Source organism: Pseudomonas sp. NPDC096950 (genome assembly GCF_044762525.1).
Classification (GTDB): domain Bacteria; phylum Pseudomonadota; class Gammaproteobacteria; order Pseudomonadales; family Pseudomonadaceae; genus Aquipseudomonas.
The window spans coordinates 16,316-36,870 of the sequence record NZ_JBIWEL010000001.1; the positions used below are offsets into that span (position 1 = coordinate 16,316).

31 protein-coding genes are annotated in these 20,555 nt (G+C 57.7%); 27 read left to right on the plus strand and 4 right to left on the minus strand.

Annotated features, from left to right (window positions below; translation table 11 throughout):
• Nucleotides 1-4: 4 nt before the first annotated feature.
• Both ACIQY3_RS00130 and ACIQY3_RS00135 read right to left on the minus strand, forming a co-directional pair.
• A complete protein-coding gene (locus tag ACIQY3_RS00130; protein ID WP_403016020.1) occupies nucleotides 5-949 on the minus strand; it encodes a hypothetical protein in 945 nt (314 codons plus the stop codon).
• Between the two features lie 60 nt (nucleotides 950-1,009).
• Complete coding sequence (locus tag ACIQY3_RS00135) at nucleotides 1,010-1,888, minus strand: S24 family peptidase (RefSeq protein WP_403016023.1); 879 nt, start codon at nucleotides 1,886-1,888, stop codon at nucleotides 1,010-1,012.
• Nucleotides 1,889-1,992: 104 nt separating this feature from the next.
• Here ACIQY3_RS00135 and ACIQY3_RS00140 point away from each other — a divergent pair, with 104 nt between their 5' ends.
• From ACIQY3_RS00140 to ACIQY3_RS00200, 13 genes are all read left to right on the plus strand, one after another.
• Complete coding sequence (locus tag ACIQY3_RS00140) at nucleotides 1,993-2,187, plus strand: Cro/CI family transcriptional regulator (protein ID WP_403016026.1); 195 nt, start codon at nucleotides 1,993-1,995, stop codon at nucleotides 2,185-2,187.
• A 34-nt stretch (nucleotides 2,188-2,221) separates the two neighbouring features.
• The gene (locus ACIQY3_RS00145; protein WP_403016029.1) at nucleotides 2,222-2,575 is read left to right on the plus strand and encodes a hypothetical protein; all 354 of its coding nucleotides are present in this window, start codon (nucleotides 2,222-2,224) and stop codon (nucleotides 2,573-2,575) included.
• Nucleotides 2,576-2,597: 22 nt separating this feature from the next.
• On the plus strand, nucleotides 2,598-2,849 hold the full coding sequence (locus ACIQY3_RS00150; protein WP_403016032.1) for a hypothetical protein: 252 nt from the start codon (nucleotides 2,598-2,600) through the stop codon (nucleotides 2,847-2,849).
• Nucleotides 2,850-3,023: 174 nt separating this feature from the next.
• Nucleotides 3,024-3,455: a phage regulatory CII family protein gene (locus ACIQY3_RS00155; protein ID WP_403016035.1), complete on the plus strand. Its 432-nt coding sequence runs from the start codon at nucleotides 3,024-3,026 to the stop codon at nucleotides 3,453-3,455.
• Nucleotides 3,456-3,606: 151 nt separating this feature from the next.
• The gene (locus ACIQY3_RS00160) at nucleotides 3,607-4,335 is read left to right on the plus strand and encodes a Rha family transcriptional regulator (protein WP_403017601.1); all 729 of its coding nucleotides are present in this window, start codon (nucleotides 3,607-3,609) and stop codon (nucleotides 4,333-4,335) included.
• Complete coding sequence (locus ACIQY3_RS00165) at nucleotides 4,335-5,177, plus strand: DnaT-like ssDNA-binding domain-containing protein (RefSeq protein ID WP_403016038.1); 843 nt, start codon at nucleotides 4,335-4,337, stop codon at nucleotides 5,175-5,177. Before ACIQY3_RS00160 ends, ACIQY3_RS00165 begins: the two co-directional genes overlap by 1 nt.
• Entirely contained in the window at nucleotides 5,174-5,887 is a 714-nt protein-coding gene (locus ACIQY3_RS00170) for a replication protein P (RefSeq protein WP_403016041.1), read from the plus strand. The genes ACIQY3_RS00165 and ACIQY3_RS00170 overlap by 4 nt, the downstream gene beginning before the upstream one ends.
• Before the next feature lie 88 nt (nucleotides 5,888-5,975).
• Entirely contained in the window at nucleotides 5,976-6,599 is a 624-nt protein-coding gene (locus tag ACIQY3_RS00175; RefSeq protein WP_403016044.1) for a hypothetical protein, read from the plus strand.
• Nucleotides 6,596-6,817 (plus strand): hypothetical protein, encoded by a 222-nt coding sequence (locus tag ACIQY3_RS00180; RefSeq protein WP_403016046.1) that lies wholly within the window; start codon nucleotides 6,596-6,598, stop codon nucleotides 6,815-6,817. Before ACIQY3_RS00175 ends, ACIQY3_RS00180 begins: the two co-directional genes overlap by 4 nt.
• Entirely contained in the window at nucleotides 6,810-7,268 is a 459-nt protein-coding gene (locus ACIQY3_RS00185; RefSeq protein WP_403016049.1) for a hypothetical protein, read from the plus strand. The genes ACIQY3_RS00180 and ACIQY3_RS00185 overlap by 8 nt, the downstream gene beginning before the upstream one ends.
• Entirely contained in the window at nucleotides 7,265-7,909 is a 645-nt protein-coding gene (locus tag ACIQY3_RS00190; protein WP_403016052.1) for a recombination protein NinG, read from the plus strand. Before ACIQY3_RS00185 ends, ACIQY3_RS00190 begins: the two co-directional genes overlap by 4 nt.
• Nucleotides 7,906-8,454, plus strand: a complete 549-nt coding sequence (locus ACIQY3_RS00195) for a hypothetical protein (RefSeq protein WP_403016055.1) — start codon at nucleotides 7,906-7,908, stop codon at nucleotides 8,452-8,454. The genes ACIQY3_RS00190 and ACIQY3_RS00195 overlap by 4 nt, the downstream gene beginning before the upstream one ends.
• Before the next feature lie 129 nt (nucleotides 8,455-8,583).
• Nucleotides 8,584-8,886: a hypothetical protein gene (locus tag ACIQY3_RS00200; protein ID WP_403016058.1), complete on the plus strand. Its 303-nt coding sequence runs from the start codon at nucleotides 8,584-8,586 to the stop codon at nucleotides 8,884-8,886.
• An 845-nt stretch (nucleotides 8,887-9,731) separates the two neighbouring features.
• Here ACIQY3_RS00200 and ACIQY3_RS00205 read toward each other — a convergent pair.
• On the minus strand, nucleotides 9,732-10,001 hold the full coding sequence (locus ACIQY3_RS00205) for a DUF6555 family protein (RefSeq protein WP_403016061.1): 270 nt from the start codon (nucleotides 9,999-10,001) through the stop codon (nucleotides 9,732-9,734).
• Nucleotides 10,002-10,225: 224 nt separating this feature from the next.
• On the opposite strand from ACIQY3_RS00205, the gene ACIQY3_RS00210 reads away from it, so the two are divergent.
• From ACIQY3_RS00210 to ACIQY3_RS00265, 12 genes are all read left to right on the plus strand, one after another.
• On the plus strand, nucleotides 10,226-10,564 hold the full coding sequence (locus ACIQY3_RS00210) for an MFS transporter (protein WP_403016064.1): 339 nt from the start codon (nucleotides 10,226-10,228) through the stop codon (nucleotides 10,562-10,564).
• Nucleotides 10,561-10,908 carry a hypothetical protein gene (locus ACIQY3_RS00215; protein ID WP_403016066.1) on the plus strand — a complete coding sequence of 116 codons (348 nt, stop codon included), beginning with the start codon at nucleotides 10,561-10,563 and terminating at the stop codon, nucleotides 10,906-10,908. Before ACIQY3_RS00210 ends, ACIQY3_RS00215 begins: the two co-directional genes overlap by 4 nt.
• Nucleotides 10,909-10,966: 58 nt before the next feature.
• On the plus strand, nucleotides 10,967-11,275 hold the full coding sequence (locus ACIQY3_RS00220) for a Gp49 family protein (RefSeq protein ID WP_403016069.1): 309 nt from the start codon (nucleotides 10,967-10,969) through the stop codon (nucleotides 11,273-11,275).
• Nucleotides 11,268-11,459 carry a hypothetical protein gene (locus tag ACIQY3_RS00225; RefSeq protein WP_403016071.1) on the plus strand — a complete coding sequence of 64 codons (192 nt, stop codon included), beginning with the start codon at nucleotides 11,268-11,270 and terminating at the stop codon, nucleotides 11,457-11,459. Before ACIQY3_RS00220 ends, ACIQY3_RS00225 begins: the two co-directional genes overlap by 8 nt.
• Nucleotides 11,456-11,887: a proteasome subunit beta gene (locus ACIQY3_RS00230; protein ID WP_403016074.1), complete on the plus strand. Its 432-nt coding sequence runs from the start codon at nucleotides 11,456-11,458 to the stop codon at nucleotides 11,885-11,887. The genes ACIQY3_RS00225 and ACIQY3_RS00230 overlap by 4 nt, the downstream gene beginning before the upstream one ends.
• Before the next feature lie 8 nt (nucleotides 11,888-11,895).
• Nucleotides 11,896-12,513 (plus strand): hypothetical protein, encoded by a 618-nt coding sequence (locus tag ACIQY3_RS00235; protein ID WP_403016077.1) that lies wholly within the window; start codon nucleotides 11,896-11,898, stop codon nucleotides 12,511-12,513.
• Nucleotide 12,514: 1 nt separating this feature from the next.
• Nucleotides 12,515-14,002, plus strand: a complete 1,488-nt coding sequence (locus tag ACIQY3_RS00240; protein ID WP_403016085.1) for a terminase — start codon at nucleotides 12,515-12,517, stop codon at nucleotides 14,000-14,002.
• Complete coding sequence (locus ACIQY3_RS00245) at nucleotides 14,002-15,462, plus strand: DUF4055 domain-containing protein (protein ID WP_403016088.1); 1,461 nt, start codon at nucleotides 14,002-14,004, stop codon at nucleotides 15,460-15,462. The genes ACIQY3_RS00240 and ACIQY3_RS00245 overlap by 1 nt, the downstream gene beginning before the upstream one ends.
• Nucleotides 15,437-16,525 (plus strand): minor capsid protein, encoded by a 1,089-nt coding sequence (locus ACIQY3_RS00250; protein WP_403016090.1) that lies wholly within the window; start codon nucleotides 15,437-15,439, stop codon nucleotides 16,523-16,525. The genes ACIQY3_RS00245 and ACIQY3_RS00250 overlap by 26 nt, the downstream gene beginning before the upstream one ends.
• A gap of 13 nt (nucleotides 16,526-16,538) precedes the next feature.
• The gene (locus ACIQY3_RS00255; protein WP_403016092.1) at nucleotides 16,539-16,997 is read left to right on the plus strand and encodes a DUF2829 domain-containing protein; all 459 of its coding nucleotides are present in this window, start codon (nucleotides 16,539-16,541) and stop codon (nucleotides 16,995-16,997) included.
• A gap of 87 nt (nucleotides 16,998-17,084) precedes the next feature.
• Nucleotides 17,085-17,795 (plus strand): hypothetical protein, encoded by a 711-nt coding sequence (locus tag ACIQY3_RS00260; RefSeq protein ID WP_403016094.1) that lies wholly within the window; start codon nucleotides 17,085-17,087, stop codon nucleotides 17,793-17,795.
• A gap of 10 nt (nucleotides 17,796-17,805) precedes the next feature.
• Nucleotides 17,806-18,774: a major capsid protein gene (locus ACIQY3_RS00265; RefSeq protein WP_403016096.1), complete on the plus strand. Its 969-nt coding sequence runs from the start codon at nucleotides 17,806-17,808 to the stop codon at nucleotides 18,772-18,774.
• Nucleotides 18,775-18,817: 43 nt separating this feature from the next.
• Here the strand turns inward: ACIQY3_RS00265 and ACIQY3_RS00270 are convergent, their stop codons facing one another.
• The gene (locus ACIQY3_RS00270; RefSeq protein WP_403016098.1) at nucleotides 18,818-19,315 is read right to left on the minus strand and encodes an HNH endonuclease; all 498 of its coding nucleotides are present in this window, start codon (nucleotides 19,313-19,315) and stop codon (nucleotides 18,818-18,820) included.
• A gap of 104 nt (nucleotides 19,316-19,419) precedes the next feature.
• On the opposite strand from ACIQY3_RS00270, the gene ACIQY3_RS00275 reads away from it, so the two are divergent.
• Nucleotides 19,420-19,980, plus strand: a complete 561-nt coding sequence (locus tag ACIQY3_RS00275; protein ID WP_403016100.1) for a hypothetical protein — start codon at nucleotides 19,420-19,422, stop codon at nucleotides 19,978-19,980.
• A 62-nt stretch (nucleotides 19,981-20,042) separates the two neighbouring features.
• Nucleotides 20,043-20,546: a DnaT-like ssDNA-binding protein gene (locus ACIQY3_RS00280; RefSeq protein WP_403016102.1), complete on the plus strand. Its 504-nt coding sequence runs from the start codon at nucleotides 20,043-20,045 to the stop codon at nucleotides 20,544-20,546.
• Nucleotides 20,547-20,555 lie beyond the last annotated feature (9 nt).

The window sequence follows — 20,555 nt, forward strand, 5'->3', positions numbered from 1 at the left end:
ATTTTTAACCGAGTGATTTGCCAATGCTGGACATCGCTTTCTTTAGCTCGTAGACGGCATGAGAAAGACTTTCTTCTGATATTCCTATAATGGAAAGGCTTATCAAATTATCAACATTAAAAAAAGACTTTCCTTGCTCGACTATGGATTCCATGGCCGGAATTAGAGTTTTCGATTTTCCGATCCACAAGTGAGTTGCGTTAAGCTGTCCTTGCTTCCAAGCTGCAATATGATTTTTGTTTGCTGAAATTACTTGCCGGAGAGGATTTATGTAGTTGAATATCTCCTCATCCTTGTAGGTCGCCCCTAAGAACCAGAAACCTTTTATTTCGCCGACTGGAATTTCTTTCGGTGGGACGGAGCCACTTTTTCTTGAGGCAGGATTGGCTTCAAGATAAGCGTCTCTTTCCTCCTTGGTGCGCTCTTGATAGTGATACAAGGTAGCGTCGGCAGACTTGACCTTGCTTTCTATTCGGTTGTTTTCCGATGCGGATAAGCAGCCTCTAAACTTGAATCTCATGGATTTCAATTCTGAGTAAGCAGATTGCAAAGCCAATAATTCCCTTAGTAAATTAGGAGCGTATTTTTTTAACTCTAGAATCCTGTTCAGCTTTAATCGCCGCTCATATAGAGCGTCATGCCTCTTCATTTCTGCAGTGAAGTCGGCTTTGAAGTGCGTCTTTCCGCAGTCCTTGCCTATGTTGGTTTCATAGCCGTCGCTTGTAGATATCAAATAGCCGTGCCAGTGCGGTGTTCTACAGGATTTTATACCACACTTAATTTTTGTTCCCGATAGGTGGTACGGGGCAATAATGCCGCCAAATTTTCGTTCTCGGTGGTCCGGAAAAAATGAAAGTGGGGAGGAGTAGTCTTTTCTACTGATAATAGACTCTACATCTTTTAAAGTAGGGACATCATCAGCCCCTAAGTCGACTGTGCTCTCCGCCATTTTCAATTCCCTGAATTTCAGCCTTAAGTTTTATGGGTGCAATGTTTTAGTATCTACATCTCACAATTTAGTAGCATTCCAAACCAACAAAACCTTTGCGTGGATGCTCACATCATCTATGCGCGCCTCCAGGTCTTTATTGTTTTTATTGTCTGAAATTAGCCAGAAGTGCTCCGCATCTTTCATCTGTAGTCGCTTGATGTAGAGCAAGCCATGCCATGTGACGACGTACACGCCTTCACCAATAAATTCAGTGACCCCGCGATCTACGATCACCGGATCCTTGTCATTGATGGTGCCCTCCATGCTCTGGCCCCAACCAGTGATCATTGCCAGCGCTGACGCGGAGGTATAGGTGACACCCTTCTCGCGAAGCACTTCCTCGCGCACAACAAGATTGCGAATCGCCTCGTTGTAGTCGGCAGGCACCTGGCCGTGCCCCATTGCCGCGCGCACGTCGTACTGCGGGATCAGTATTTCGTCTGGCTGTGCTCGAAGTCCGGAAAAGTCCGCGGAGATGACATTGCGGCCCTGCTCATCGGCCAGGCCCTCAGCGACAGCATCGGCGATCTTTTTTTGAGCTGACTCATCAAGCGACTTTCCTGCGTGCTTGCGGATCATTTCAAGAACCTTGAGTGCAGCTCCAGTGCCATTACTAGCTGGCCGGGCGGAGTTGGTCATTGATCTTATTTCAGCGGCAAGCCTCGGACTGAAAGCTTCGACGGGCTCATTGAGCATCTTGGACAGGACAGCAGCAAACTGCGCATTCAAAGGGTTTATCCCCTTGAAATAGAGATTTACGGCGGCCGGCGTCATGCCCGCGGCATCCGCAATTTTCTTCTGGCTGAGCTTGAGTTCGTTCTTTTTTGAAAGGAACAGAGCGTGAGCCGACTCGCACTCGGCCATACGGTCTGGGGGAAGGATTCGTTTTTTCGTCATCGCGAGAATTTAAACCAATGGTTAAAAATAAGAAGAAACCATCGGTATTGATTAAAAATTAACAGATGGTTAATATCAGCCTCATCTACAAGTGAGGCACGACCATGAATGAGACTTCCCTCGACAAGTTCGTGGCTGACAAAGGGCAGTCCGAGGCCGCAAGGCTTCTTCGAGTGACCGCCCCAGCCATTCACAAAGCCCTGATCGCGAAGCGGGATATCCGAGTGCTTGAACTCCCTGACGGGAGCTTCAAGGCACAAGAGCAGCGCCCGTTCCCATCGCAAAGATCTGCCGCCTAAATCAGCCCCGTCACACCAAAGCGGAAGTGAACCCATGGCCTATGGAAACAAGACGCATCGCAACACTCACCAGCTGAAGTCGCGACTCAATGACGACGCTTACGCCGCTCTCGAGGTGGAAGCACTGAAGCGTGAGATTCAGCCGGGCGCCTTGGTTCGTGAGCTCACCTTGGCCGCTCTGCGGTTCAAGGAGGATTACGGGTACTTCCCGCTGGTAGATGACGGCGAGTCGTCCGAACTGGACGGCTTTCCAGCGCTGGGCGAACTGGCCCGCGAGCTGAAAATTCAACCTGGTGCGCTAGTTCGCGAGCTCATCCGGTCAGCCCTGCAAGCCAAGCGAGAGCAGGACGCCAATCCACAGATCAACGACAAAAAGCTCAGCGCCTGATTAGGCCACGGAGGAGGCACCAATGTCCGCAACACCTGAAGTAGGGCAGTACACGCAGGACGAGAAGGACGAGCTTGAGCGCTGGGCTGATGAGGTTGGTATCGGCATGGATCAACTCGCCGACCGGATTCTGCAGATGACAGAGCTTGCGGTTGAGCGGCGCAGCGCTGCTCGCCTCGCAACGGATAAAACAACCCCGCGAAGACGCCTCGCTGATCACTACACGCAAGAAGCACGGACAGGAAACGTGGTTTCAATTTTTCCTGTGAGGTAACACCCCGGCCCCTTATTAGGGGCCACCGCAACAACGTTTGGGGTAAGCGGGGCTGGCACCTCATTAGGGGCCAAGAAGAAAAGTAGGTCATGGAATCTTCCCTGATCAGTTGATGAACGAATGATCGCGGATGTAGTGGCTCGGTGCCACGCGAGAAGAAGAGGGCGTTTCGCAATGGAAGAATTTGAAAGAACGCTGCATCGGGAAGTGAAGGCTGACGGCGGTACTGCGCTGGCCAAACGGATGGGCGTGAACGAAACCACGCTGCTGGATTGTGCGAACCCGAACCGGGCGAATCACAAGATGAACATCCAGATGCTGGGGATGGTTCTGACCCACTTGCCGCTGGAAGGGCGCCTGAGTGTCCTGGGCGCACTCGCCAATCAGTTCGAATGCGACGTCGTGCTGCGCAAGCGCCCAGAGCCGAAACCGCTGATGGCCGCGCTGTGCCACCTGACTGCCGAGTGCGGCGATGTGGGGCGGCTGATCTTCGACGCCGCTTCCGACAACCACATCAGCCAGCACGAAAAAGCCCAGGGCGACAAAGCCATTCAAGAAGCCATCGACGCGCTGCATGTACTGCGCGAGTCGCTGAAGGCCGCCTGAATTCCAGACACAAAAAAGCCGACGTACGAGGTCGGCTTTTTCTACAGCGGTAAAGCAAGTGGAGAAGATTATGCACGCACAGACACAACAGGACAATACCGGACAGGTCGCGACACGTTTTGTTAATTCCGAAAACGTGTCGCGTACCACGATGTCCTCCCGCGAGATCGCCAACGTCACCGGCAAGCGGCACGACAACGTGAAGCGCGACATCATCGCAATGCTCAAAGACCTGAAAGGAGATGTACTCAGTTTTGAGGACATCTACCTGGACGGCCGCAACCGCGAGCAGGTGCAATACCTGCTCGATCGCGAACACACCGATTGCCTCCTTACTGGCTACAGCGCCCCGTTGCGCATGAAGGTTATTCGCCGCTGGCGGGAGCTGGAACAGCAGCAGGGCGCCCGCGAGCAGGTCCTGTTCAGTGGCACCAAGGTGGTCGGCGAGATCGCCATCATGGAATGCTTCACGCGGCTGCTGAAGCCGGCGGCGTCTTGCCAGATGGCCATGCTCACCAAAATTGCCCAGAACAACGGACTAGATCCGAAGTTTCTCCCAGGCTACGCGGTGGACGCCGCGCCAGATGCTACCGGCGGCTCCTCGATGCCGACCAAGTCGGCCACGGCTTTGCTGAAAGACCATGGCATCCGTTACGCGCCGGCGGCGTTCAATCGTGCACTTGAAGCCAGGGGTTACCTGAAGCAACTCAAGCGCAAGAACTCCAAGCACGAAATGGTCCCGTTCTGGTCGATCACCGAGAAGGGCATGACCTTCGGTAAGAACCTCACCAGCCCTCAATCCCCCCGCGAGACACAGCCTCACTGGTACGTCGATCGCTTCCTCGAACTGGCCGACCTGGTCGGCAAAGGCGGCAAGTAATGGCCGGAGACTGGATCAAATTCGAACTCACCACCATGGATAAGCCGGAGGTCTGCCTTATCGCAGACCTGGCCGGAATTGATCCTGATGCAGTGGTGGGAAAACTCATGCGCGTATGGGCATGGTTCGACCAACAAACCGAAAATGGTAACGCTCCGAGCGTTAGTAAAAAGTTACTCGACCGTTCCGTTGGCGTTACCGGTTTCTGTGATCACATGAAATCTGTCGGCTGGATGGCTGAATACGATGGAGTGATCAGCCTTCCTCATTTTGAGCGACACAACGGCAAGACCGCTAAAAACAGGCTTCTTACGGCAAAGCGAGTAGCCAGTCACAAGGCAGGTAACGCAAAAGGTAACGCTCGCATCGTTACTTCTGCGTTACCTAAAGAAGATGTAGATGTAGAGAAGAAAGAAGATCAACACAACTCTCTCACTGCGCACGAGGCGTTGGTCGCCGAAACGTTCGACGGCTTCGCGCCTGCCGAGGAAGTGCTGGCAGACGAAAGCCCCGAAGCCGACCCAGTACCTGTTGACCCAAAAGCGCCATCCGAGATGACGCTGAACTGGGAGCCCGACCTGAACCTCCTGAAGAATTACGCCCTGCGCATGACGCTTCCGGTGGACATCTTCACCGCCGAGGCTACGGCATCGTTCGTGTGTCACTACACGGCATCCGGTCGCATGGAGACGCAAGACGCATGGGTAGCGCTCTTGGTGAAGTGGGTTAAGTCCGACCGTAACCAAGCCAGCAACGTTCGCCAGTTCCCGTCGCGCCGCCAGACCACGGAACCTGACTTCGACAGTAACGCCTGGGCCGAAGGCCTTGTGGTGAGCCCATGAAGCCAGTCAGCCAACTGATGGCGACCATGGGCAACCTGCCGCCAGCCGTTCACACCCAGCCGCTCCATGTGACACCTCAGACGGCCGAAGTGGTGAACGACCTGTTCCGTCGCCTTCGCGGGATCTTCCCGGCCTGGCGCCAAGCATGGCCATCCACCGAAGCGCTCGACGCCGCCAAGGCTGAGTGGATCAAAGAGTTTGCAGACGAAGGCATCCGCACCCTGGAGCAGATCGAGTTCGGCATTCAGAAGTGCCGAAAGCTCAAGAAGCCATTCGCGCCGAGCGTTGGTGAGTTCATCGCCATGTGTGTCGCCGGTCCTGAAGACTTCGGCATGCCAGTCGCCACGGACGCATGGCTCGAAGCGCTCATGGGAGCCTACAGCCATGAGGCGGTAAAGATCGCCGCCGAAGCCACTGGGTTGTTCGACCTGCGCGCCGCCAAGCAAGAGGATAAGGGCCTGCGTGCACGATTTGATCGCAACTACGAGGTGATCCTGCGCCGCGCTCAGGCTGGTCAGCCGCTGGACGGAAAGATCGCCACCGGCATTGGACACGATAGCCAGAAAACCGAACTGGAGCTGGCGGAAGAGTTTGCCAGCCAGAGTCAGGCGCGCCTGTTGAGCGTTCAGGGCATCCCATCCACCGGCGCGGCCGCTCGGGCGCAACTCATGGCCAAGTTCGGCAGAAAGACCACGGAGCAACGGACATGACTTCCAAATTTCTAATTGGCGCTGCTGGAACCCTCGCAGGCTTTGGCATCGGTATTTTCTGCGTCCTGATCACAATGGCGGTGATGGCATGAGCGATTACATCGAACTGAAGAAACTTGCCGAGGCTGCGCCGGAAGGTCCGTGGTTCGGCCCTGAATATGCGCCGGGCACCAGCTACGTGTTCGATGTGGATCTCGGAACCCTCCTGGCGTACGAGAGCATCGACTCGGAGAAGGATGCGTGCCTCCGCTACGTGGCCGCCGCAAACCCTGCCGCAGTACTGGCCCTGATCGCCGAGAACGAGCGGTTGCGCATTGGCATGAAGGGCGACTACGACCTGGATGCATGGCTGGAATGGCGCGCTGATCGTGACCAGCTCCGGCATGACCACGACAAATGGGAATCCCTCTACCGGAGCGAGCACGCTACGGGCACGCGCCTGCTCGACACGCTGACGGGCTTTCGTACCGAGCGCGACCAACTCCGCGCCGAAGTCGCCGGCCTCAAGACCGGCTACGAGGCGTATGAGGCGCAGAACGCGGCGTTGAAGGAGGGGATTGAGGCGCTGCTCGAAGCCTTCGCGAAAGAATTGTATGAGCGATGGGCTGGCCAATCTGGCTATGTGCCTTGGGTCGAACGTGGGAATTCGCTAAAGCAAGACGAAGCTCGTCGCCTGGCTCGCGCCGCCATGGGCAAGGGGGAGCGGTCATGATCGACATCTCCACGCTGACTATCCGCGAAGTGGCGCACTACAACGGCGGCAAAGCGTTTTTCGCCTACGGGTACGAATGCGTTCAGCATCCACGCCTGACTCTGTTCAAGCGTTTTGATCGCAAGACCAAGCAGGTCACGAACACCTGGCGCGTAGATGGTGCGGATCAGCCAAGCTTCGAGACTGCCGTTAAGGCCTTGGAGGTGATCCATGGCTGAGAAATTACGCCTCAACCAGATCAACGACCTTTCCACGCTTCAGGCTGCCATTCGAAAGAAAGGTTTCCCTTGCAATGTGTCGATCACCGGCGCATCGCGCAGCCTTCCGCAGAACGCGCTCTTCCACAAGTGGTGCGAGTGCGCTGCCCAGTTCTTCGTGTCCATGGGAAAGACCACTTTCGCCACCGGTGCCGCGATGAACATGGAGAACATGAAGCGCAACCTCAAGCTGACGTTCCTGGGCGAAGAAGTGGTGCGCGACATCAACCTCAAGACAGGCGAAGTCACCGAGCGCTACGAGTTGCGCCACACCAGCGAGCTGGATAAAGGCGCCATGCACGCCCTCATGACCTGCATCGACGTCTGGGCCACTGAGCACGGGATCTACCTGCCGCACCCGGAAGACAGCGAGTACATGAAGATGCGCTGCAACATGGGGGAGGCGGCATGACCATCGAACGGAAGCCGGCCAAGCCGAAGAAATGCCGCGCTGCTACGTGCAGGGCCTCATTCGTCCCTTCGCGTATGGGCCAGGCGGTGTGCAGTCCGAAGTGCGCGCTGGCCGTGGTCGAGGTGAAGAAGGCCAAGGAGAAAAAGTCTCTGGCGCTGGCCGGCCGCCGGGAAATCAAGGTGCGCAAGGAGAAGCTGAAGACCCGTGCCGACCACATGAAGGATGCCGAGAAGGCGGTGCGCGACTACCGGCGCACCTACGAGCTGAGCATCGGCAGCGGTTGCATCAGTTGCGGGGAGTCTCAGGAATCAATTCTCCACGCCCAGGGCTGGAAGACCGGCGGCGCTTTCGATGCTGGCCATTTCATGGGCAAAGGTGCTCGACCAGAGTTAAGGCTGGTCCCGACCAATATCTGGCTTCAGTGCAAAAGCTGTAACGCCGGATCTTCCAAGTACGCCCGAAAGGGGCAGACGGTTTCACAGGCATTCCGCGAAGGGCTTATCGCCAGAATCGGCCTGAAAGCTGTTGAGGAGCTGGAAGCCGACCACACACCACGCAAAGAAACCATAGAGCAACTGAAAGCCATCACCGCCGAATACCGGGCAAAGACCAAAGAACTGAAAAAGGGGCTCGCAGCATGACCTATCGCAACGTTGTTTCAGCAGTAGTTCGAGCCCTTGCGGCCGAGACCATCACTTCCGTCGGCGGTTGCGACTTTGAGCCCAAGGTCCAGTGCGCCAAGCAGAAGGGGGAGATCGTCGGCAAGGAGGCAGCATTCTTGGTCGATTGCATGGTCTTCAGCCGGCTTCGTAAAGGGCTGGCTCCCGTGCATTGGCTTGCGCTGCTGGCCCAGTACTCGACACACACCGAACGCAAGCATGACGCGATCGTGGTAATCGCAAAGTCGATCAAATCGCCAGCGCCTGAGCGCTTCCGCCATGCAGCGGTAGTCACCTGGGCAATGCCGAAGCTCCCGGGTCAGGAAGGTAAGCGCTCAACCAATGTTCTGCCGGGCGGCTGGTACTGCATGGATAATTGGCTCGACGAACCAACTGCCGAGCGCACTCAGTACCGGTGGAAGTCGGCCATCTGCAAGCAGTTGAAAGGCATGGTTGATGCCGCGCTGGCCGAGGCTCAAGGCATCCTTGATGCCGAGGGCCTTATTGAGAGTGAAATTGCTGCTTGACGGATAGTGGCAGAGTGGCATAGATTAATCCCTATCTTGTCCTTCTTGCGTGTTAAGAATGACAAACAAAACCCGGCCACTGCGCCGGGTTTTTTATTGCCCGAAGAAACCCCAACGAAGGAATGCCGAATGATGAAGCGACTCTCCGCTTACCTGGGCTTGGCGCTTGCCGCCTGCCTGTCCTGTTTCTCCCTGTCGGCATTCGCCGAGCCGATCCGCACCGGTGGCAACTATGCCGCGCACTATCTGACCGCTCACGCCGAGCCGCAGGGTGTCGCCATGCAGCGCCTGGAACTGACCCTCGTCATGTGGCGAACGGGTAGCCAGTCCAGTGACGAAGGTCTCGCTTCCAATCTGCGCGCATCCAGCAACCATTTCGTGATGGCTTCGGCCAAGCCGGCCCCTGATGGTGTCGGTCTGACCCCCTGCTGAATACGCCTGGAAGCAATAGAAAAAGCCCGGACAAATTCCGGGCTTTTTTTGTACCTCCGAGGACAGCCGCTACCCGAGTGGATGCTTTCCCGGACGTACATTTAGAAAACACCACTGCAGCCAGGGCAGCCTTCGGGAAGGCCTGGACACTGATAAGCCGGTAGTGCAGTGACACGAGAAAACACCGGCAGCCCGCGCACCCTGGCCGTACATGCTCCGGGGTGGCGCGAGACTGGATTGCGAGATCGATGCAAAAGGGCGTCGACGCTGAGAAGGCCTTTGGCGGACAGCACGGAAAGACGTGCGCACTGTCAGAGGCTGCGCCGGGTGGCGAAGCCTCGAGAGCTGTAGGTGGTTACTAATTGCCGCTCCGCAACTCTGCCCTTGCCCTGTCCCAGGATATTTTGCCTTCACGGGTTTTAGCATCGGCCGCGGCTCGCGCAGTTTGAAATGCAAGGGAATCTTCTGGTGAGTTGGCTACTTTGGGGAGGAGGTCGTAGGCGATGTCGTTGAGGCGATCTGCCTCGCGAAACAACTCGTTACTCAGGTCAGTCGCTGCGTGCCAGGTGGATACGGTTATCGTGTTGCATTTCATGTGATCCGCTCGCTTGATTAAGTTGCGCCATATCGGTGTACAGGGCGCCTTTTTCTATCTTCGTATTCCATCGGGTATGGGCTCCTTCCTGTGTAATAGCAACAAACACCCGAGCAGCGGTTATTCCGGTTGTGCTTGGATAGTCAGAGCATGTCGGGAATAAAGCTTCTCAAGTCGCCAACGTCTGCTATTACGTGCCTAATGACCGACTAGAACTTTTTCGATTGTTGCGAACTGGTCGGCCTCGACGCTAATGACCGGGCGGTATGAAAGCGGGGGGCTTAAAGGCCTCGGCTCCAGATAAACGCCAGCGAACGCTCTCAATGCCGAATCGCTCCGCAAGAGGTTTACTCACTCTCCGCACTTTTTCTCGGCCGAATTTCGGTATCCGGCCTACGCCCGCATCGCAGCTCGCCCAGTGCCATGCTTCAGCGTTGTTCATGATGTCCGCACGAATAATGAAAGACTTCGGGACCCCATGTATCTCGTAGTCGATCACGTAAAGCATTGCCGAGGGCATGGTTGTTACTCCTTGTGAGGAGTAACTGAGTTCTGGCGACGCTTTAAATTCCATCTATCTAACGACAGTCGGCGATGGCTCGGTTAGCCCAACGCTCCACAACTTATTCAAGGCCTCAGCATTTGCTGGGGTTTTTTCGTTTTCGGCCCCACCACACCCATCGCTACGGCTGGGAGTGCTGCTGGGGCTGATTCAAATCAAGTCATGCCAACGGAGTCGAGCGCATGGAGTTATTGCAGCGCCTGCTCGACAAGATCGACAGGTTTGAATTGCTGATCGCGGGACTGGTCGGCGCCGTCGTTGCCAGTTGGTGGCACAAGGACGATCTGTCGGACTGGCGTGCCTGGCTTGTGTTTCTGATCACGGGTGTCGCCTGCTCGCTGTACCTGACGAGCATGGTCAGCACCTACCTGGGTGTGACAGAGCCAAAAATCGTCGCCGGCATTGGCTTCCTGCTGGGCACATTCGGTGGCTCGCTCTTGGCAGCCATCAATCGCGCCATCAAAGCCGCGGACCTATGGGCGCTTATCCGCCAGCGGTTCGGGGGAGGCAATCCACCATGAACCTTGAACTTATCAACTCGATGGCCTGCGGCCTGATCTCGCTCTGGGCCACCTGGTGCGTACTGAGCGGAAAGGTGCGCGACGGGATCCTCGGCAAGCTGATCTACACGACGATCGCTATCACCGCTTTCGTTGTGTCGGCGCGTAGCCAGAACATCTTCTTCGGTCCGACCTCGGCCGGCCTGACGCTGCATGTGTCCCTGGCTCTGGCCGGCGCCCGCCACATCTTCATGGTCACGTACTGGCAGCCGGTGAAAGCCTGGCTCTGTCGCACGCTGAACTGCGAGCACTGTCTGTCGTGTGAGAAGCATGGCCCAGGCAAAAACGACCGCCGTAAAACGTAATTCGCGACACGTTTCGCGAATTATCAAATCGTGTCGCGACCTGCGACGAGGAATGACCATGAACGATCAATCACTTGAGCAGGAAATCCAAGCGAAGGGCCTGACCGCGCCGCGTGTCAGCGTTGCAGAACTGCAAGCAAACATCGCCCATACCGAGATCGTTAAGCACGTGTCTCCTTCTGGCCAGGTGCTGCGCTGGGCAGTGCTGACCACCGTCAACGGTTTCGCTGTCACCGGTCGGCCATCCGCTAGCGCTTCATCCGCGAACGATAACGCCGAGATTGGTGAGAAGATTGCCATCGAGAACGCGACGCAGGAGTTGTGGCCGCTGATGGGCTATGCACTGAAGCAGCGCCTGCATGAGTAATGTCACCCGCCTGCGCCACGTCCTGCCGATGAGTCCCGACATCAACAAGGCCATCGCCGATCTGGATAGCGCCATCGCCCGGGCGGTGGACGCTGCCAAGACTGCCGGCCTACCTCAAGGCCTGGTCGTTTCCCTGTTGCACGGGCACGCCCACGCACAAACCCATCAGATGGTGACTGTATGACGACCATTGCCTACAAAGACGGCGTGATCGCCTACGACTCTCAGATTACCAGTGGCAGCACGATCACCTATGACGACTATGAAAAGTGCCATGAGGTGAAAGGCGTCAAGTTCATTATGTGCGGCAAGACCTGTGACTACACCGCACTGCAGGACGCTTACTTTGGCGCAGCCGTTACCAAGGATGTGGATGCCTCAGCAATCGTCTCTGACGGTCAAGAGCTTTGGTGTATCGGTGCCGGCGTGGAAGATGGGTTCTGGAAGAGCCCGATCATGCTTGGCGCGACCTATGCAATTGGCTCGGGCGCCGACCATGCCATCACTGCAATGGATATGGGGGTTGGCGCGCTCAAGGCCGTCGAAATGGCTGCAAAGCGTGACACCGGCACCGGTGGCACCATCCGCACACTGAAGATCAAGCAAGAGTAAGGATTCCAATGACAACCAAGCAACCTGACTGGGAGCGCATTGAACAGCTCTTCCGGGCTGGTCTGCTCTCAGTGCGAGAGATTGCCGCTGCATGCGGCGTATCTCACACAGCAATCAACAAGCGGTCGAAGGCTGAAGGCTGGGACCGGGATCTAAACGCCAAGATCAAGGCCAAGGCTGATTCGCTGGTTTCCAAACGCGAGGTTTCCACAAAGGTTTCCACGGAAACGCTGGCAACCGAGCGTGGAATCGTAGAGGCCAATGCCGAGGTCATTGCTGACATCAGGATGGCCCACCGCACTGACATTGGCCGCTCTCGTCGCCTAGCCAACAAGCTGCTGGATGAGCTGGAATCGCTCACCGATGAGCAGGGCTCGATCAAGTCGCTGATCAAACAGTTCAAGGAGGGCGATCACGAAGACGGCGAGGCGATGGCTGACATGCTGGCACTGGCCAACAAGATCGGCGCGCTTCCATCCCGGACCAAGACCATGAGGGAATTGGCCGAGACACTCAAAACGCTGGTTGCCCTGGAGCGCCAAGCCTACGACCTGGATACGAAAGCCGGCGGCAGCGATGCCGACGAGTTGTCGAGCATGATGGACGAACTATCGAAGGAAGCCTGACATGAAGCCCGAGCACATGAAGCTGCTCCGGGATAAGCGATGGCGCCTGAACAATCTCTACTTCATCACGGACAAGCAGGGCAAGAAGGTCCGCTTCCGGATGACGGACGAGCAGATCGAGTACTTCGATGGGATGCACACGCGCAACATCATCCTGAAGGCTCGGCAGCTCGGCTTCACCACTGAGTGCTGCATCATCCAGCTGGACGCGGCGCTGTTCGAGTCTGCCAAGTGCGCGCTGATCGCTCACACCCTGAACGACGCCAAGCGCCTGTTCCGGGAGAAGGTGAAGTACGCCTACGACAACCTGCCGAAGGAAGTCAGGGCGGCCAACCCGGCGAGCAACGACGCTGCCGGCGAGTTGGTGTTCAGCAAGGGCGGTTCGCTCTACGTGAGCACCTCATTCCGGGGCGGCACGTTGCGTTACTTGCATGTGTCCGAGTTCGGGAAGATCTGCGCCAAGTTCCCGCACAAGGCCCGCGAGATTGTCACCGGTGCCTTCGAGGCGGTGGCCACCGATTGTTTCGTCACGATTGAATCAACGGCGGAAGGCCGGGCCGGCTACTTCTTCGATTACTCGCAGAGTGCTGAGCGCCAGCAACTGGCCGGTGTGCCCTTGGGCCTGCTGGACTGGAAGTTTTTCTTCTTCTCCTGGTGGAAGAACAAGGCCTATCGGCTTGACCCGACTGACGTGGTCATCCCGCACCGCCTGACCGACTACTTCGACGAACTGCACGCCAAGCACGCCATCGTCACCAATGACGGCCAGCGCGCCTGGTACGCGGCCAAGGAGAAGACGCTCGGCGACGACATGAAGCGGGAATACCCGTCAATTCCTGTCGAAGCCTTCCAGCAGTCAGTCGAGGGCGCCTATTACGCGCAGCAACTGACCAAGCTTTACGCGCAGCAGCGTATTGGCGCGATACCGAACAACAGCCATCTGCCGGTGATGACCTTCTGGGACATCGGCGTCGGCGACTCCACCGCCATCTGGTTCGTGCGCCAGGTCGGTGAAGAGTTTCACGTCATCGACTACTACGAGAATTCGGGCGAAGGCCTGCGGCATTACATGAAGGTGCTCAAGGACAAGGGTTACACCTATTCCGAGCACTGGGGACCGCACGACATCGACAACCGGGAGTTCGGCAGCGATGCCAAGACTCGCCGAGAGCTGGCCCGCGAGGGTTACGACATCGATGGCCAGAAATACAGCATGACCTTTCAGGTGGTCCCGAAGCTCGGCATCAACGACGGCATCGAGCAGGCTCGCGAGATCCTGCCGAAATGCGTGTTCGATGAATCCAAGTGCGAGAAGGGCATCGCCTGCCTCGAGAACTACCGCAAGGAGTGGGACGACAAGCGCGGTTGCTGGAAAGACAAACCGCTCCATGACTGGACCTCTCACGGATCCGACGGTTTTCGGTACTTCGCCGTGGCGAAGAGCGCCAGGAAGCCGGCCACCAAAATCAAAATGGGGTTTGCACGCTGATGAGCGACGTCACTTTTAAACGCCCTGAGTATGAGGCGGCACAAAACCGCTGGCGCTTGGTGCGCGACGTCTGCAAAGGCTCGGAAACCATTAAGGCCGCCAGTGATAAGTACCTGCCTCGGCCAAATGCTTCGGACACCAGTCAGGACAACAAGGACCGATACGACGCTTACAAGAAGCGCGCCGTGTTCTACAACGCGACCGGTCGCACCAAGCACAGCCTGGTAGGTGCGGTATTTCGCACATGGCCAACGCTCACTGTGCCGGGCGCTTTGGACTACGTGTCGAAGGATATCGACGGGCAAGGCGTGAGCGTTTACCAGCAGTCGCAGTCGGTCATCGGGCATCTGCTCGAAGTCGGCCGCCACGGGTTGCTGGTGGATTACGCGGCTGTGCAGCCTGGGTCGGTGAGCAAAGCGGACGAGCAAGCGGGACGCGCCCGTGCAAATGTCGCCAGCTATGCGACTGAGGCGATCATCAACTGGAAGACACGACAGGTTGGCGGCCAGCATCTGCTGAGCCTCGTTGTGCTGCGTGAGACGGTTGACGTTGATACCGACGACGGCTTCGGCAGTGAGCAGGTCGTGCAATATCGCGTGCTGCGCCTCGATGCCGCCGGTGTCTATACCCAAGAGGTTTGGGAGGAAGGATCAAGCAAGACGGAAATGACCGTCGCACCGTTCACCCCGCTGAATGGCCTTGGCTTGCCGTGGAAGGTGATCCCATTCCAGTTCCTGGGTAGCGAAAACAACGACACCAGCGTCGATGACTCGCCGCTGTACGACATGGCCGAAATCAACATCGGGCATTACCGCAACAGCGCGGATTACGAAGAGGCCGCCTACCTGGTGGGCCAGCCGCAACCATGGATGTCTGGGCTCGGCGATCAATGGCGCGACCATCTGGAGGAAGAAGGCATCTTCCTTGGATCGCGCGCGCCTTGGTTGCTTCCTCAGGGAGGCGCCTGCGGAATGATGCAGGCCCAGCCGAACACCGTGGCCAAAGAGGCCATGGACAGCAAGAAAGAGGACATGGTGTCCCTCGGCGCTCGGCTGATCGAGCGTGGCAGCGCGGTGAAGACCGCGACTCAGGCCGACAACGACAGCGCCGCCGAACACAGCGTGCTCTCCCTGGTGGTGAGCAACGTCAGCGAGGCTTACAGCCAGTGCCTGGTCTGGATGGCTGAGTTCGCGAACGCCCCAGGCGAAGCGCTCTACAAGCTCAATCAAGACTTCAGCCAGATCAGCCTGGACGCAACGATTCTCACCGCATTGTTCAACGCAGTGCAGGGTGGCAAGCTGCCGGCGGGCGACTTCTGGCAGTACCTGCGCGATCGTGGCGTTATCAATCCCGAGAAGACCGACGACCAGATCCGCGACGAACTGGAAACCGAGAGCCCCGGGCCTGCCCTGGACGACACCGAGGTAATCCCGAATGGCCGCAAACCAAGCGATCCTTGATGCGACGATCCGGCACGCGGTCTTCCTCGAGCAACTGAAGTCGGGGGAGGTCGCGAAGTTCGGGCCTTTCCTCAAGGAGATTGACCGTTCGATCCGCGAGCGACTGACCCGGGCAGACCTGACGGATTACACCGTCGCGCGGCTGGAGCGGCTGCTGAGCGAGGTTGATAGCCTGCTGCTGGGCATCTTCGACCGCTACAGCGACAAGCTGAACCTCGATCTGATCGACATCGCGAACTATGAGGCTGAGTTTGAGGCGACGAGCCTGAGCCGCGCGGCACCGGTGGGCGTGTCGTTTGATGCCGCGGTGCCGGGCGCCGCTGCAATCAGGGCTGCCATCCTCACCAATCCGCTCAGCGTGCGCGGTGCGGATGGCGGCAAGCTGCTCAAGACCTTCATTGATGGCTTCACCGCCACCGAGCGACAACGCCTCACTGGCGCGATCCGCCAGGGCTTCTTCGAAGGCCAAACCAACTTCCAGATCATCAAGAACATTCGCGGGAGCAAGGCGCTCCAGTACAACGACGGGATACTGGCCACGACCAACCGGAATGCCGGCGCCGTGGTGCGGACGGCGGTGCAGCACGTCGCCACCCAGGCGCGCATGGAGACGCTGAAGGAAAACAGCGACGTCGTGCAGTCGGTGGAATGGGTCAGCACCCTGGACACGAAGACCACCAGCCAGTGCCGGACGCTCGATAAGCGCCGGTTCAAGCTGACCGAGGGGCCACGGCCGCCGATTCACATCAACTGCCGTTCGACGGTGGTGGCTATCACTCGCTTCAGCGCGCTGTTCGCCAAGGACGCCACGCGGGCATCCATCGGTGACGACGGGCCGCAGCAGGTGAGGGCAGACCTCAGCTATTACGACTGGCTCCAGCAGCAGCCCGCCGCGTTTCAGGACAAGGCCATTGGCCCGGTCCGCGCCAAGCTGTTCCGCGAAGGCGGCTTGACGATCGAGCGATTCTCCGAGCTGCAGCTTGATCGCAACTTTTCACCTCTGACCCTTGTGCAGATGAAGGCTCTTGAGCCTCTGGCGTTCGCGCGGGCAGGCTTTCAGTAATCTGGAGCTATCTATGACTCAGCGTTTTATCGGCACCAAAATTATTCTGGCTCTAGCCATGACGCGGCTCGCGTACAACGCATACCGCGGCTGGGAACTGCCTGCCGACGAGAACGGCGCAGACGACGGCTATCTGGTCGAGTACACCGACGGCGGCGTGCCTAACCATCCGGACCATGCCGGGTACATCAGCTGGTCGCCAAAAACACAACTCGACAACGCCTATCGCGCAACTGACGGCATGAGCTTCGGTCTGGCCGTAGAGGCGCTGAAACTGGGCAAGCGAGTTACCCGAGCTGGCTGGAATGGTGCCGGCATGTGGCTTGAGTATCGCCCGGCCAGCGGTGTCGATTTGGCGTTTGTTCGGCTGAGCTATCCAGTGCACAGCAAGGCATACCCGGACGGCGCTCGCGTTTCCTGGGCTCCAAGCCAGACCGACATGCTCGCCGATGACTGGCAACTGTTCGACTGACCAACACTGATTTCCACAAGCCGGCCATGAGCCGGCTTTTTCATATCTGCGGGCAGGGCCTGCAAATCGTCTCTGGGAGACAAGCAAATGGGTTTGAAATATCAGCTGGACACTCTGGACGGTCTCGATGACTCCGTTAAATCGCTTTACACCGAGAAGGAAGGAAAGTTTGTCCTCGGTATTGAAGGCCTGCCGCAACCAGAAGACGTATCCGGCCTGAAGTCGAAGGTCCAGGAACTGCTGGACGAGAAGAAGGCCGCCGACAAGGCGCGCAAGGATGCCGAAGACCAGGCCCGACTGGAGCGCGAAGAGAATGCCCGCAAATCGGGCAACGTCGAAGAGCTCGAAAAGTCCTGGTCCGAAAAATACAACCGCCGCGAAGCTGAGCTGAACGGCATGTTGGAGCAGGAGCGTGGAACGCTGAGCACTCAGATCCGGGATCTGACTGTCGGTCGTACCGCTACTGACATCGCGTCTGCCCTGGCAATTCCAGGCAGCGCCAAAGCCCTGTTGCCGCACATCGAACGCCGTTTGAGCGTCGAGCAGCGCGAAGGGAAGCCTGTTGTGGTCGTTCTTGACCAGCAGGGCAAGCTCTCGGCGGCAACGCTGGATGAGCTGAAAGCAGAATTCGCAAACGACACGGCGTTCGCGCCGTTGATCGCGGGTAGTAAGGCATCTGGCGGCGGGGCTGCTGGTGCTGGAGGTGGCGGCGGGGCCGCAAAAGGAAATATCGGCGGCACCAAGACGGAACGCACTGCTGCAATTGCCAGCAAGTTCCCGGATCTCCCTCTAAATTAAGGAATAAATCATGTCCCTGTCCCAAATGCAGGTCTTCAACGATTACGTCATGCCGGCGACTCTGGAGACCCTCGATCAAATGCTCGCGGCCTTCAATGCCGCCAGCAACGGCGCGATCGTGCTCTCGCCTGACGGCTTCACTGGCGATTTTCTGCAGGAGTCGTTCTTCCAGAACCTCGGCGCAGCTCAGCGTCGCGTAAACCGCTACGCAGCTCAGGCCGCCGTGACCCCGGTCGATCTGACCGAGCTGCAGAACACCACGGTGAAGGTTGCCGGTGGTTTCGGCCCGGTGCGCTACGAGCCATCCCAGATGACCTGGTTGCAGCGTCCAACTGCGCAGGGTATCGAGGTCGCATCCCGAGCGTTCGCTGAGATCCTGCTCAAGGATCAGTTGAACACCGCCATTGCTGCCTTGGTTGCCGCGATCACAGCCCAGGCCGCAGCGGTTAACGATGTGTCGGCAACTACCGGTATCTCGCAGGCAGGCTTGAACAGCGCACACGCGAAGTTCGGCGACGCTAGCCAGAACCTGGTTGCCCAGGTCATGACTGGCAGTTCGTGGCACAAGCTGGTCGGTCAGAACCTCGCCAACGCCCAGAACCTGTTCCTGGCCGGCAACGTTCGTGTTGTCGACATCCTCGGCAAGACCTCCGTGGTGACGGATGCTCCTGCTCTGTTGCAGACCGGCACCCCCAACAAGGAAATCATCCTGGCCCTGGCCTCGGGTGCGGCGCTGGTGCATGACGGTCGGGACATCATCTCGAACGTGCAGACCACCAACGGTCAGACTCGCATCGAGACCACCATCCAGGTCGATTACACCTTCGGTCTGGGCCTGAAGGGCTTCACCTGGGACACCGCGAACGGTGGCAAGTCGCCTACCAGCGCTGCGCTGGCCACCGGCGCGAATTGGGATAAGACGGCAACCTCGATCAAGGACACCGCTGGTGTCGCCTTGATCGGTGATGCGGCTAAGTAATATCGGGTCGGGAGTGTGGGTGGGGCGCGATGTTGCGCCCTATCTATATGTCGCACCCAACATGTATTCGTCGCTTTGATTCGAGGTATGCATTTGCAGCATCTTCTTCCGTCTTGTGGTAACCGAGGAAGATGTATTTGCCTGCATGATAGATTTTTGCCCTCCAGCGACCGTTGAAAAAAGACACTCCAATATGCTTGCTTGAAGTGTTTCTGGTGTGGGCTTGCCTTTGGTTTTGCTGGTTGACGCAGGAAATGCCAGGTCGAAGATTGCTGATCCTGTTGCCGTCCTCAACCCCTCTGATGTGATCGACGACATCTGGAGGTGATTCCTTGTAGTGAAGAAGCCATGCAAGCCGGTGAGCCGTATAAGTTCTTCCGTTGCATGTGATTTTTATGTACCCCCTGGAGTCCTTCCAGCCCGCCTCACTTCCAGCCTTGGCCTTTCCTCGGGAATGCTTCCAGGTTATGGAGCCGCTTTCTTTGTCGTACTCAAGCAGCGAAGAAAGGTATGCGTAATCGAAGTCATCTCTCGCTTTCATGTCTGGCATCCGTTTGTCCCAATGGCAATTGTATGCCCTTAGCAACAGGCAGGAAAGGCGATTGGGACATTCTGTGCACCATCGGAAAATAGGAAGAATTTGTGATGACTGATAACAACGTCTGGTATTTGCCGGGCCCGTTCCACCGCTACGAAGATGACGTGAAGGCCATTGCCAAAAAGGCTGGCTTGATCATCATCGATGCCAACGTGACCGACAGCCGTGAAGGTGAGGCGGACAAGGTGCCCAAGGCGACCTTGAAAGAGGTTCCATCTCCATTGGTTGTGGCTGTTGTGGGCGGCGATCAGAGCGAGCTTGAAGAACTGATCGGAAAGCTGCGCGCCGAGAGCGATACGGTCCGCGCCATCGTTGATGGCCTCGACTCAGGTGAAATCCTGAAGCCGGAATGCGGTGAGCTCGCGATCCGTCTCTACCATGCCCTGGATCACATCCGCGTCAAAGTGGATGACCTGGCAACGAGTCGTGATGATCTCGCCAGTGAAAACGAGCGACTGCGCGGCGAGCTCGAAGCCCTGAAGGCAGCGGGTGAGGGTCAAGATATCGAAGCCCTCAAGGCCAAACTCGACGCGGCCAGCGTGAGCTACCGGGCGAACGCCTCGAAAGAATCCTTGGAAAAGCTCGTCGCTGAACTGCCCGAGGCGTGATACTGCTGGCTGCCGGTGATCCGGTGTCCAATCATTCAAAGCTTAATCCAGCGAGTTGATCCATGACACTCATTATCGAGGACGGCACCGGCAAGCCTGACGCTGAAAGCTACGCGAGCGCCGAGGACCTGGCCATGTACGCCGTGAAATTCGGTACGGTCATCCCCGCTGGGGTTTCCGAGCAGGAAGCGCTGCTGCGTCGAGCCGCCTTGGCGATGGATGGCATGACTTGGAAGGGCCGGAAGATGGGCAGCGATCAGGCTCTGGCCTGGCCGCGCCGGGGTGTTGAGCTGGACTGCCAGATCAAGCCCGACAACTACCTTCCTGCGCGCATCGAATACGGCCAGATGGCCTTGGCCGCCGAGATTCATGCCGACGACATCGACCCCATCGACAAGCGCAAAGGCGCTGTGACGCTGGAGCGTGTCGAAGGCGCGGTAACTCGCGAGTACGCGACGATTTCCAACACCAGCGGCCGACTGTTGCCGGCGGCGCCGGATCGGCCGAGCGCCACGCAGTTTGCTGACTACCTACAAAAGCGGGGCCTGTTCGCCGTCCGCGCATAGCTGAAACGG